This window comes from Niabella insulisoli, assembly GCF_039652435.2.
Taxonomy (GTDB): Bacteria; Bacteroidota; Bacteroidia; order Chitinophagales; family Chitinophagaceae; genus Niabella; species Niabella insulamsoli.
In genome coordinates this window covers 1665078-1677288 of the sequence record NZ_CP190246.1, presented here as the reverse complement: position 1 = coordinate 1677288, position 12211 = coordinate 1665078, and the positions used below count along the sequence as shown (strand labels likewise).

General features: G+C 42.8%; 15 protein-coding genes. 10 read left to right on the top strand and 5 right to left on the bottom strand.

Annotated elements, in window-relative coordinates:
• The first annotated feature begins 41 nt into the window (after nt 1-41).
• From nusB to ABDK00_RS07160, 6 genes are all read left to right on the top strand, one after another.
• Complete coding sequence (gene nusB / locus ABDK00_RS07185; protein ID WP_346239483.1) at nt 42-968, top strand: transcription antitermination factor NusB; 927 nt, start codon at nt 42-44, stop codon at nt 966-968.
• A gap of 71 nt (nt 969-1039) precedes the next feature.
• On the top strand, nt 1040-1492 hold the full coding sequence (locus ABDK00_RS07180) for a DUF1573 domain-containing protein (protein WP_346239482.1): 453 nt from the start codon (nt 1040-1042) through the stop codon (nt 1490-1492).
• Between the two features lie 24 nt (nt 1493-1516).
• Nucleotides 1517-1846, top strand: a complete 330-nt coding sequence (yajC, locus tag ABDK00_RS07175) for a preprotein translocase subunit YajC (protein ID WP_346239480.1) — start codon at nt 1517-1519, stop codon at nt 1844-1846.
• A 43-nt stretch (nt 1847-1889) separates the two neighbouring features.
• Nucleotides 1890-2480: a dephospho-CoA kinase gene (gene coaE / locus ABDK00_RS07170; RefSeq protein ID WP_346239479.1), complete on the top strand. Its 591-nt coding sequence runs from the start codon at nt 1890-1892 to the stop codon at nt 2478-2480.
• 28 nt (nt 2481-2508) lie between these two features.
• Nucleotides 2509-3423, top strand: coding sequence for a glycosyltransferase family 2 protein (locus ABDK00_RS07165; RefSeq protein WP_346239478.1), 915 nt, complete (start codon nt 2509-2511; stop codon nt 3421-3423).
• Nucleotides 3420-4592 (top strand): glycosyltransferase family 2 protein, encoded by a 1173-nt coding sequence (locus ABDK00_RS07160; protein WP_346239477.1) that lies wholly within the window; start codon nt 3420-3422, stop codon nt 4590-4592. The genes ABDK00_RS07165 and ABDK00_RS07160 overlap by 4 nt, the downstream gene beginning before the upstream one ends.
• A gap of 7 nt (nt 4593-4599) precedes the next feature.
• On the opposite strand, the gene ABDK00_RS07155 is transcribed toward ABDK00_RS07160, so the two are convergent.
• Nucleotides 4600-5307, bottom strand: coding sequence for a 4'-phosphopantetheinyl transferase family protein (locus ABDK00_RS07155; protein WP_346239476.1), 708 nt, complete (start codon nt 5305-5307; stop codon nt 4600-4602).
• 101 nt (nt 5308-5408) lie between these two features.
• Between ABDK00_RS07155 and recF the strand changes: the two genes are divergently transcribed.
• Together recF and ABDK00_RS07145 are read left to right on the top strand one after the other, a co-directional pair.
• Nucleotides 5409-6491, top strand: a complete 1083-nt coding sequence (gene recF, locus ABDK00_RS07150) for a DNA replication/repair protein RecF (protein WP_346239475.1) — start codon at nt 5409-5411, stop codon at nt 6489-6491.
• 43 nt (nt 6492-6534) lie between these two features.
• Nucleotides 6535-6816, top strand: a complete 282-nt coding sequence (locus tag ABDK00_RS07145) for a DUF721 domain-containing protein (RefSeq protein ID WP_346239474.1) — start codon at nt 6535-6537, stop codon at nt 6814-6816.
• Between the two features lie 12 nt (nt 6817-6828).
• Here ABDK00_RS07145 and ABDK00_RS07140 read toward each other — a convergent pair whose 3' ends face one another.
• From ABDK00_RS07140 to ABDK00_RS07130, 3 genes are read right to left on the bottom strand one after another with little or no spacing between them, the layout of a single operon-like run.
• On the bottom strand, nt 6829-7875 hold the full coding sequence (locus ABDK00_RS07140; RefSeq protein WP_346239473.1) for an ABC transporter permease: 1047 nt from the start codon (nt 7873-7875) through the stop codon (nt 6829-6831).
• A gap of 11 nt (nt 7876-7886) precedes the next feature.
• Nucleotides 7887-9029, bottom strand: coding sequence for a BT_3928 family protein (locus ABDK00_RS07135; protein ID WP_346239472.1), 1143 nt, complete (start codon nt 9027-9029; stop codon nt 7887-7889).
• Nucleotides 9030-9581 carry a DUF1599 domain-containing protein gene (locus ABDK00_RS07130; RefSeq protein WP_346239471.1) on the bottom strand — a complete coding sequence of 184 codons (552 nt, stop codon included), beginning with the start codon at nt 9579-9581 and terminating at the stop codon, nt 9030-9032. It abuts the gene before it with no gap.
• Between the two features lie 94 nt (nt 9582-9675).
• On the opposite strand from ABDK00_RS07130, the gene folP reads away from it, so the two are divergent.
• Nucleotides 9676-10497 (top strand): dihydropteroate synthase, encoded by an 822-nt coding sequence (gene folP, locus ABDK00_RS07125; RefSeq protein WP_346239470.1) that lies wholly within the window; start codon nt 9676-9678, stop codon nt 10495-10497.
• On the opposite strand, the gene ABDK00_RS07120 is transcribed toward folP, so the two are convergent.
• Nucleotides 10494-11243: a lysophospholipid acyltransferase family protein gene (locus ABDK00_RS07120; protein ID WP_346239469.1), complete on the bottom strand. Its 750-nt coding sequence runs from the start codon at nt 11241-11243 to the stop codon at nt 10494-10496. The genes folP and ABDK00_RS07120 overlap by 4 nt on opposite strands.
• A 265-nt stretch (nt 11244-11508) precedes the next feature.
• On the opposite strand from ABDK00_RS07120, the gene ABDK00_RS07115 reads away from it, so the two are divergent.
• Nucleotides 11509-12072, top strand: coding sequence for a cob(I)yrinic acid a,c-diamide adenosyltransferase (locus ABDK00_RS07115; protein WP_346239468.1), 564 nt, complete (start codon nt 11509-11511; stop codon nt 12070-12072).
• Nucleotides 12073-12211: the final 139 nt, after the last annotated feature.

The window sequence follows — 12211 nt, the reverse complement described above, 5'->3', positions numbered from 1 at the left end:
ATATATCTTATCTTCGCCGCTTCAAAATAGTTCTTGATTCAATGATTAGTAGAAGAAATATAAGGGTGAAAGTCATGCAAACCCTTTACTCATACGCAGCCAGTCTGGACACTGACAAGCCGCTCGACCCTCAAAAAACACTCAAGCAACATTTCAATCAAACGCGATCATTACTTACTTACACTGTTTACTTCCTTGCAGAAGTTGCCCGGTATGCCGAAAAAGACGCTTTCAAAAAGTCTCATAAATATATCCCTACCGAGAAGGATTTGAACGTGAATACCAAACTGGCCGGCAGCAATTTGCTTTGGCAGATCCTCGACCTCAACGACGTCAAAATTGCTTTTAAAAACGAAAAACCGGAGCAATGGGGCGACGAAGAACTTATTAAAAAAATTTACACAGAACTGACAGCTTCGCAGCAATACGCGCATTATATCAGCATCGGCCAGCAAAGCCTGCAGGAGGATAGAAAGATTTTTGAATACATCTTCAACGACCTGATGCTCGACAATGAGCTTTTCACGGCCCATATCGAAGAAGTGTTTTCTAACTGGGATGATGACGGCGCCCTGATAGCACAGAGCGTTGCCGCTTTTATCAGAAAACCTCAATCACTTAATTTTCAACAGATTATCAGCACCGATAAAGAAGTTTTTGCAGTCAACCTGCTGAGAACAGTGATCGAAAAAGAAGACTACCTGCTCAGTCTGATCAAACCCAAATTAAAAAACTGGGACCCCGAGCGGATTGCGCTACTGGATATGGTTTTGATGAAAATGGGTGTCTGCGAATTTTTATATTTTGATACCATTCCTCCGAAAGTTACCATCAACGAGTATATTGATTTAGCAAAGGAATACAGCACGGCGCAAAGCGGCCATTTTGTAAATGGCATTTTAGATAATATTCACAAAGAGCTCTTGACAGAAGGGAAGATCACAAAAACCGACTTTAGAAAATCCTAATCTGCTCATTTATTTGGCAGGCTTTAAATATTCTTTATAAATTCGTGCGATCAATTTAAAATCTTAAACACATGAAACGTTTCGTACTTATCTTTTCAGCAGCGGTTGCATTTGCTGCCTGCAACAGTAACGGCGAAAATAAAATACCCGACGGGCCTTTGTCCGATTCCTTAAAACTGGAAGCGTTAAAGGATTCGTCGAACTTCACCACGGTAGCCTGGGTCGATTCGACTTACCAGGATTTGGGAGATGTAAAAAAAGGGCAGACAGTAGAAATTCCTTTTGTGGTAAAAAATACCGGCGATAAACCGTTGATCATTTCCAACGTAGCGCCCGGCTGTGGCTGCACCGTAGCAGAAAAACCGGAAAAACCTATTCTTCCCAATAACGAAGAAAAAATTGTGGCCAAATTTAATAGCGAACATCAGAGCGAAGGCACACACACAAAAACAGTTATTGTAACAGCCAATACCAAACCATTTACACAACACACGTTGACCTTTAAAGTAAACGTGGTTAAATAAATTAAAAGTTTAATACATATAATAATGACGAATTACATTTTACAAGCACAGGGCGGCGGCGGATCTTTCCAATTGATTTTTCTGGTTGGAATGATACTCGTTTTTTGGCTTTTCTTCATCCGTCCCCAGGCAAAAAAAGCAAAAAACCAGAAAAAATTTATTGAAGACCTTCAAAAGGGCGACCGCATTGTAACTATCGCCGGCATACATGGCAAAATTCAGCAAGTGAATGAAGATGGCACTTTAAATATTGAGATCAGCCCGGGCAATTATATTAAAATTGAAAAATCGGCGATCAGCATGGAGTGGACTGCGCAAATCAACAAGCCTGCAGCTCCTGCAGCTACGAAATAACGGATCGTTCCGTAAATATTTTGCATAGCCTAAAATATCAGGTATGTTAAGAATTGGCCTTACAGGCGGTATTGGCAGTGGTAAAACAACCATTGCCAATATTTTTTCTACCCTCGGCATTCCCATATACGATTCTGACCAGGCAGCCAAAAGGCTGATGGATGAAAATGAGTCTATCCGGGAGCAACTTATCAACCAGTTCGGCACAGAAACTTATAAAAACAACCGGCTCGACCGGAGTTTCCTGGCATCTATTGTTTTTAACGACGATCAGCAACTACAACGGATCAACGAAATCGTGCATCCGGCCACCATTCAGGATTCTATCGAATGGTTTGGACAGCAAAATGCCGCCTACGCCATTAAAGAGTCAGCGCTTATTTTCGAAAGCAGCAGCGAACGGCATCTTGATTATATCATTGGCGTGTGGACCGAAGAAGCATTGCGCATCGATCGTGTAAGGAAACGCAGCGGGCTCTCAGCGGCCGAGATCCGGTCGCGAATGGAAAAGCAAATGGAAGAAAAACAAAAGATGAACCAATGCCAGTTTATCATCGACAACAATGAAAAGGAATCGGTGATAAAGCAGGTTTTTGAACTACACCAAAAATTGCTGACATTGTCGACCCATTGATTACGAAAAGATTTTATCTTCGTGACCGATGCCTCTGACTTCCATAATAACCGTTAATTACAACCAACCCGCTGTTACCATCGAATTTCTAAAATCGGTCAGGCAGTTCGCTGATCCCCATGAAGTGGAGGTTATCCTGGTTGATAATGCGCCTGCGAAGAACTGGCGGCTCGACTTCATTGAGGCTTATCCCGACCTTGTTTACATTCACTCATCCAAAAACCTGGGTTACGCCGGGGGCAATAACCTGGGTATCAAAAGCGCTAACGGTACTTATATTTTGTTGTTAAACAACGACACGGAAATTACCGCTTCCTTTGTATCAACGCTTGTTAGAGAAATGGAACAGCACCCGGAAATTGGGTTGCTGTCGCCGCTGATTAAATTTTTCGAACAAAAGGACATAATTCAATATGCCGGCTTTTCTGAGATGAATTATTTCACGGCGCGCAATGCGGCCATCGGTTCTTTTGAACAAGACAAGGGGCAGTATAATGACGACAGCCGCGAAACCGGTTTTTGTCACGGTGCGGCGGTGATGTGCCGAAAGGATGATTTGGAACGCGCGGGATTGATGGACGAGCGCTATTTTCTTTATTATGAAGAGCTGGACTGGTGTGAGAAATTTAAGCGAATTGGCAAAAAAATCTGGTTTACGGGCAAGGCTGTTATCTATCATAAAGAATCGATGAGCGTGGGCAAAGCAAGCCCCATCAAATCTTTTTTCATGAGCCGCAACCGTATGCTTTACGTCAGGAAAAACACAAACGCTTATAAAACTGCTTTCTTTACTGCTTATTATACCTTCGTGGCCACACCCAAACAGGTTTTGGTACACTTAAAAAACGGAAGAACAGATTTAGCCGTTCAAACATTGAAAGGCTTGTGGTGGAATTTTACGCATTCATCGAAGAGCGCATCACTCGGTTATAAACTATCATGATAATACTATTCTGGATCAGTCTTTTTATCGTTTTTTATGCCTTTGCCGGCTATGGCATTTTTTTATATATCCTTATCAGAATAAAAAGATGGATGGGTAAAAAAAACGTGGCATATAACGTTCCTGATACAGCGTTGCCGACCGTTGCTTTGTTAATTGCGGCCTATAACGAAGAAGATTATATTGAGGAAAAAATAAAAAATTGCCTGGAACTGGATTACCCTCCGACCCTTTTCGATATTGTTTTTGTGACTGACGGATCAAACGACCGCACCCCTGAAAAAATTGAGCGCTACCCGGAAGTAAGATTATTTCACAAACCGGAACGATCGGGTAAAATGGCTGCCATCAAGCGGGTGTTACCGGAACTCAACAGCGATATTGTGGTTTTTACCGATGCCAACACATTCCTCAATAAAGACGCGATTCGCGAACTGGTAAAACATTATCAAAACCCAAAAGTGGGCGCCGTAGCCGGAGAAAAAAAGATCATGATGGAAGCCACAGCCGATGCCAGTTCGGCCGGTGAAGGCTTTTACTGGAAGTATGAATCCGCCTTGAAAAAATGGGATTATGAATTGTATAGTAATGTAGGCGCCGCTGGTGAACTTTTCAGCATTCGCCGCAGTCTTTACCAGCCTGTTGAAGCAGACACGATCATCGATGATCACATGATTGCGATGCGCATTGCGGAGAAGGGTTATATTATCGCCTACGAACCAAAAGCCTACGCGCTTGAAACCGCATCGGCCAACTCAAAAGAAGAGCTCAAAAGAAAAATCAGGATTGCAGCCGGCGGTATGCAATCCATCATGAGGTTAAAAAAAGCCATCAACCCATTTAATAATCCCATTCTCACTTTTCAATACATAAGCCATCGCGTATTAAGATGGACGGTCACACCGTTTCTTATGATCCTGGTATTCATTCTTAATATTGCGATCGTAGCAGGCGACCACGCTTCCATTTATAAGCTATTGCTGATAGCGCAGGTGCTATTTTATGCTCTTAGCCTTTTGGGATATTTTTTCGAAAAGAGGCAGTTGCGCATAAAAGCCTGCTTTATTCCTTATTACTTCTGCATGATGAATTATGCTGTAATCGCCGGCATTAACAGATACTTTAAAAAATCGCAAAGCGCCGCCTGGGAAAAGTCAAAAAGGAAATGATGGAACGCTACAAGAACGGCATTTTAAAATCAAAAAACTCAAGCTGTTTTTGCGCATGATAACAAACCGCTCCTACATAGCTTCCCGAGCGAAAAAAGTCAAGCTTTAACGGATCGGCGGTAAACTGCCCTGCAAAGGATACATCGATGCCAGCGCTTATATCAATCGTTTGCAAATCATCTACCAGGCCCAGTCCCAAAGCCTTTAAAAAGGCTTCTTTTGAAGTCCAGTATTTATAAAAAATAAAAGCCGGATCTTCGGACTGTTCAAAAACCTGCCGCTCATTTTCTGAAAATACCGATGGCGCCAGCGCCGCAAAATCAACCTTCTTTATATCTTCCAAATCGATGCCAACGGGATGGTCGCTAATGGCAACCGCTACTCTTTTTCCGGCATGGCTGATGTTAAAATGAGGAAGCCATGCAGCTGCGATGTCAGAGACGGCCACGGGCTTTCCATTCTTCCCCGCGCAGATTTTTATTTGCGAAGGTCTACCACCGATCCATTTTGCCAGAATCGATTTGATCATAATGCGGCCGGATAAAAATCGCTTACGATCGTCCGCTTTCCAAAAAGCCGCGGCTTTCGTAGCCTCTGCCTCAGTTATACAATCTGAATGAAGATTGCAGTCGATATGATCGATATCGGCCATGTAGATAAAAACCGCATCTGACAGCGAAGCCAGGCCTTCTTTTATTTTCAGATTTTCGTTCATGAAAGCATGCAATTTACTACAATCCCTAACGGCAACCGCATTTGCCTGGCCAGACGTAAAAGTTCTTCATAATCCATTTTTCAAGGCCTATTTTTGCTTCAATGCTACAGTTAAAATCCATATCGCTTTTACAATTTAAAAACTACACCAACAAGGTGTTTCAATTTAACAAGCATGTAGTCGGTATTTGCGGAAAAAACGGCGTGGGCAAAACCAATCTGCTCGACGCTATTCACTATTTATGTTTTACCAAAAGCTATTTCAGCAAATCGGATGTCGTCAACGTACAGCAAGGCACTCAGGGATTCCGGATAGAAGGTTTGTTTGAACGGAATGAGCAGGACGAAACAGCAACCTGCGTGCTGCGGGAAACCAATAAAAAAGAGTTCCTGATTGATGGCGCTGCGTACGATAAATTTTCACAGCATATCGGGCGCTATCCCTGCGTTGTGATCGCGCCCGACGACGCCGTATTGATTACCGGCGCAAGCGAGGAAAGGCGCAGTTTTCTTGATTCGTTGCTATCACAAATCAATCCTGAATACCTGCAGCAGCTTATTTCATATCAAAAAATATTGCAACAACGTAATTCATTGCTGAAGTCGGCAGCCGATACCGGAAAGATCGACGAGGCATTGTTTCAGATTTTAACGCAGCAACTACTCGTGCCCGGCAACTTTATTTTTGAAAAAAGAAGCCAGTTCCTCGTGTCATTTTTACCAAAAGTAAAAAGGCGTTACACCGAAATCGCGCAAAGAGAGGAAGATATTTCATTGTTATATGAAAGCCGGTTGCTGGAAACTTCTTTTGAAGCATTGCTGGCTGCCAGCCAGCAAAAAGATCGCGCCTTACAAAGGACTACTACCGGTACACATCGGGATGATATCCTGATTCAACTGAACGGGCAGCCTTTTAAGAATCTCGCGTCGCAGGGACAAAGGAAAAGCCTTTTGTTTGCATTAAAACTCACCGAACTGGAGGTAATCCATGAAGAGCGAAAAATTATTCCGCTGCTACTGCTCGACGACGTTTTTGAAAAACTCGACGAAGACAGAATCAGTAATTTGTTGAAAAAAGTATGTATGGAAAATAACGGCCAGGTTTTCATCACCGATACCAACAGTGATAGATTACGGTCACATCTCGATCAAATAAAAGCTGACTTCGAATTGATATCTTTGTAAATTGAAAGCAGCGCACCCGTGGTAGCACGGATAAATTTTAGTTATGGCACAATATTCAATTGGCGAAGCATTACAGGAGTTTTTAAGAAAAAGCCGCATTCGCGGGGATATTCAGGCGCTCGAAATCGACGCCGCCTGGGAAAAGATTATGGGAAAAACGGTAGCGCGGTATACCGATAAACTTCACATTATCGGAGATAAACTTTTTGTGTACACCACCGTTGCACCATTAAAACACGAGCTGATCTATCAAAAAGAAAAAATAATAGAGCGGGTGAACGAAGCGTTAGGCAGCAAAGTGATCAAAGAAGTGATTGTAAAATAGATACACCCGGCTTTATTTTCTCACCCTCGGATCAAACATGCCATAGAGTACATCCGCCACAATATTCATAAGAATAAAAAAAGTGGCGGAAATAAGTACAGCGCCCATAACCACGGGGTAATCGAGTTTCTCCAATGCATCAACTGTCACTTTCCCAATGCCCTGCCAGCCAAAAATATACTCTACAAAAAAAGCGCCCGCCAACAATTCGGCAAACCATCCGGTAATGGCCGTAATCACAGGATTGAGCGCGTTCTTTAATCCATGTTTCCAGATCACTATTTTTTTGTGAAGTCCTTTCGCGTATGCGGTGCGAATATAGTCCTGATCCAACACATCGAGCATAGCGCTTCGCGTCAACTGCGTAATGATCGCCAGTGGGCGGATGCCCAACGTTATTGCCGGTAAAAACAGATTTTTAAAACTGAAAATCCGCTGGCCGGTTACCTCATCAATATCAAACCAATTGCCGCTGATTTGGAGCCCCGTGTAATCTGTTAGCACAAACCCAAACAGATAAGCGATGATAATCCCTGTAAAAAAAGATGGCGCCGAAATGCCAATAATGCTGGAAAATATCGCCGTTGTATCCAGCCAGGTATTTTGCCTTACCGCTGCAATGATGCCCAAAGGAATCCCCACAAATACCGCAATCGCCATCGCTGCAATTGTCAGCATAATAGTGCCCGGCAAAGCCTGCATCAGGATGCTTCCAACTTCCCTTTTGCTTTGATAGGATTTTCTTAGATACGGGATTTTCAAGCCCAGTTTGGTAGCCCCGCCAATGAATATTCCTCTCAAATTTTTGTCGGCAATCTCCGCTTTCGAGTGCACCCCCAGCGGAGACACATCATTTACATACAACAAAAATTGTTTCCATTTGGGCTGATCAAGATAAAGCTCCTTCCGAATATTTTCCTGCGTTTTAGCATCACCCGTTTGCCCCATAACCAGGCGCGCAGGATCGCCAAAACCCTGGAATAAAAAGAATACCAGCACAACGACCCCTGCAAGAACCAGGAGGCTGTAAAACAACTTTTTGGTTATGTACTGTATCATAAAACAGGACTTCAGTTACCAATCAACGCTTCTTTGGGTAATGTTGCTATCACTGTTGCAGCATCATCAAAGTTTTTATAACTCCATTTGCCGCTCACTGTTCCTTTCTTAAGAAGATATAAAGTAGGATTGGTTCTTGCAGCCGTGCGTATCATTGTCGCATCGCCCTCCCAAACCATCACATTTTTTAAAGATGTATTGGCGAGCGCTTTAACCAAAGCAGCTTTTGTGGAAGATACTATATACAGACTTAAGTTTTTCTCCTTTATGGCCGGATAAATTTCTTCCGCTGCTTTAATCCATTTTTCAAATGTAGAAGCGTCTTCGACAAACAGTAACAAAATTTGAGGACTACCTAAAATAACTGGCGCCATATCGCTTCCATCCGCAGCCATGATCGCAAAACTCTTGATAGGCGGCTCGTTGTTAACGCCGGGCCTGATCACTTTATCGTAACGGCTTACAAACTCATAAGTACTATCATTAAAATCTGCGGGAAAAGTTTCGGCTGTAAATTCTACGGTATCCTCATTCTTTTTATATACAAAAGTGATGACCGTACTGTCGGGAATAGCATTAGCAGGAACCTGCATTTGCGCGGGAATATTATTGCCTGTTTTGAACGGCAGGCAATCCGCTACCGGCAAGTGATGCAGTGTGTACCATTGAGCTGCAAAACTGAAAATAGTAACTGCCAACATTAAAATCAACACTAAACTCTTGCGGAATAACGGCTTAATATATTTCGTATTAAAAAAGATAAAGATGATCAAGATGAGTAAAACAATATCTTTCAAAAATGAGGTGAGTGGCGTAATAGGAACGCAATCACCAAAACAGCCGCAGTTTTTAAACTTCCCGGATAGATAAGCGTAGCCAGTCAAAAAAGTAAAGAACAAAATCAGTAAAAGCAAGAACCACGCAATCAGCTTAATGCGCCAGCCCAGCAACAATGCGGCTCCGGCAATAATTTCAAACGCGATCATTAATACAGAAAGTGTGAGCGCCGCTCCATCTAAAGCGCTCGTTCCCCAAACCTGGAAAAACTCCTGCATCTTATAACTTAGTCCAATAGGATCGTTTGCCTTTACCAGCCCGGAAAAAATAAAAAGCAGGCCTACTACCAGCCTGGCTATTTGTACCCATATTTTCATTTAGTTCTCTTTTGTAGATTCGTGCTGCAGGATCAAGGCAAAAACAGAATAATTAATAATATCTTGATAATTCGCGTCGATCCCCTCACTTACCAATGTTGCACCTTCATTATTCAAAATTTGGCGGATACGGAACAATTTCATTAAAATAAGGTCCACAAACCCTTCCTGGCTCATGCTGCGCCAGGCTTCGCCATAATCATGATTTTTATTCTCCATCAGGCTTCTGGTGTCGCCGATCTGCTTTTCATATAACGCGCTAACCTGCTCTTCCGGTAAATCCCAGGGAGCATCTTCCGTTAGCTGTAATTGTATCAGCCCGATAACGGCATAATTGATCATACCCACAAATTCTCCGGGAATATCGTCGGCGATCAGCTGCTGTTTTTTTTCCTGTATCGTTCGAATACGTTGCGCCTTGATATAAATTTGATCGGCAATCGAAATGGTACGTAGCACCCGCCAGGCGGTGCCATAGTCCTTATTTTTTTTGAAAAAAAGCGATTTACATTTATTGATTACAGCGTCATACTGCTCGACTGTTTTATTCATCTGCGCCACTAAAATTTGATTTTACGTAGGAATGATAAGTTTTACTTCTGAGTTTTCAATTAACTTCACCCCAAAAGTAACAAACAAAAATTTGATGTTTACACTTAATTGCAAAGGCCGTTTACTGACCATCGACCAGCCCATTGTAATGGGCATTTTAAACATCAATGCAGATTCTTTTTTTCCCGGAAGCAGGCACCAGCCAGGCGCTCGCCTGCTCGAGACAGCAGAAAAAATGATCAGTGATGGCGCTACCATTCTCGATATTGGCGGGCAGAGCACGCGGCCAGGCAGCCAATGGGTCGACGCAGCCACGGAATTATCCAGAGTGCTTCCGGCGATTGAAGCCATTCATCAACGTTTCCCGGAAGTATTTGTTTCTATCGATACCTTTTATAGCGAAGTCGCACGCGAAGCCGTTCAGGCCGGCGCTTGCATAGTTAATGATATAAGCGCCGGCAGCATGGACGACCAACTACTAAACACCGTTGCGGACCTGGGCGTTCCTTATGTGCTGATGCATATGCAGGGCACACCGCAGACTATGCAACAAGCCCCGCATTACGAAGATGTTACCCAAGAAGTGCTTGATTTTTTTATCACTAAAGTAAATGTACTGCGCCGCGCCGGCATCAAAGACATAGTGATCGACCCTGGTTTTGGTTTTGGCAAAACAACCGCTCACAACTTTACTTTATTAAAAAACTTGTCCGCCTTCCAGATGCTGAACTTACCGATATTGCTGGGCTTAAGTAGAAAAGGTATGATTTATAAAACACTCCACACAAACGCCGACGGCGCTTTAAATGGCACCACCGTTTTAAATACAATTGGGCTTACTGCTGGCGCTTCTATTTTAAGAGTACATGATGTGAAGGAAGCCGTTGAAGCCATAAAGTTGATGAGCAATCTTTAGTGTTTTAACACTTCAGGCATAAATTTTTTGCTTTGTTCTATGGCGTCCATAATCTGTTCGGTAATCTCCTGCGCGGACGCATCATAATCAATCTGTAATGGTTCTTTAAAAGTTACCGTTAAAAGCGTCCCTTTCTTTCTTAATGAAACGCCCGTTTTATTAAATGCCTTCGAAAAGCCATTAATCACAACCGGAATAACAATGGGTTTATGGTGTTTGATGATTAAAGCTGTGCCTTTGCGCGCGGGCGCATAAGGCGTGGTCGTGCCCTGCGGAAAAGTGATAATCCAATTATCTTTTAAAGACCGCTCAATCTTCCTGGTGTCGCTGGGATCGAGGCCCGAGCGTTGCTCCTTACTGTTTTCGTTCCAGGTTCGCCTAACGGTCAGGCCACCGGCCAATAAAAACAAACGGCTGAGCCAGCTGCTTTTCATGGTTTGTTCAGCAGCTACATAGTTAACGCGCGTGAAAGGATTCAGCATATAAACAGGGAAGCCCAGCTTTTTTTTCCGGCCCCATTTAACGGCGGAAAAAATATGAAACATCGCGATAACATCCAGAAAGTAAGTTTGATGATTGCAAACAAAAAGTACGTTAGATTTTGGAACTTTATTGATATTTTCTGCGCCTTCAATCTTCAGTTTGTTAATGATCGCTATGCCGGGATAGGTACACATCCCCACCACAAAGTGCACAAGTTTCTTTACGAAATTGGCTCTTTTTAGCCTGTCAATCCATTTTCTCATTAGTACAGGCAAAATAATGGTTAAAATGTATCAAACTCATTTTTTAGTGGCTCTATTTTTAATATTTTTTTATATAAACGCCAGGAAATAAATTTTGAAACGGCTTATCCATTCAAATCCACGGCTTTGTGTTTTCGGCTGCAGGCCAGCATCGGAAATGTTCCTGCCGGCTGTACCTGGCAAATGACTGCCGGGTTAATCCGATATTTATTAATTTAGATGCGTTTCAATCTAACATTCATCTAAATATAAAATTTACCGCAATATGGCCTTTAAGATCTATACGAAAACCGGCGACAACGGCCATACTTCTTTAATTGGCGGCGTAAAAATTTCTAAGGCCGACTTGCGTATTGAATGCTACGGCACTATTGATGAATTAAACGCCCACATTGGCCTTTGCAAAGACCTGTTGGAAGACACCGGTTCAAAAGAAAGCTTACAGCAAATACAGGACTGCCTGTTTACCATAGGCGCGCTATTAGCCCGCGACCCCGATAAAAATGTAAAAATGGAACTACCCGATCTGCGTGAAGCAGATTGTATTTTTCTTGAAAAGGAAATCGATCGCATGGAAACAGTTTTATCTCCTTTAAAATACTTTATTCTGCCCGGCGGCGCTGTGCCGGTTTCACAATTGCATATCGCACGTTGCGTATGTAGGCGTGCTGAACGCTGTGGCGTTCGCCTGAATGAAACGGCTCCTGTTGATCCGCTTGTGCTCAAATATCTCAACCGATTGAACGATTATTTGTTTGTGTTAGCAAGATATACAGGCCGGTTGCTGGAGGTCGACGACATTCCCTGGAAACCGGGAACAGCCCAGTAAAAGTTTAATTTATTTCTAATATTTTTAGCCTGTCTACTACTATCTGCGCGCTGCAAATCGGAGTGTGAGTTTACATTTTCTTAAAGCAAACGATTGCACGGACACGTGGCTAATAATAATAAGTTCACTATATTAGCCC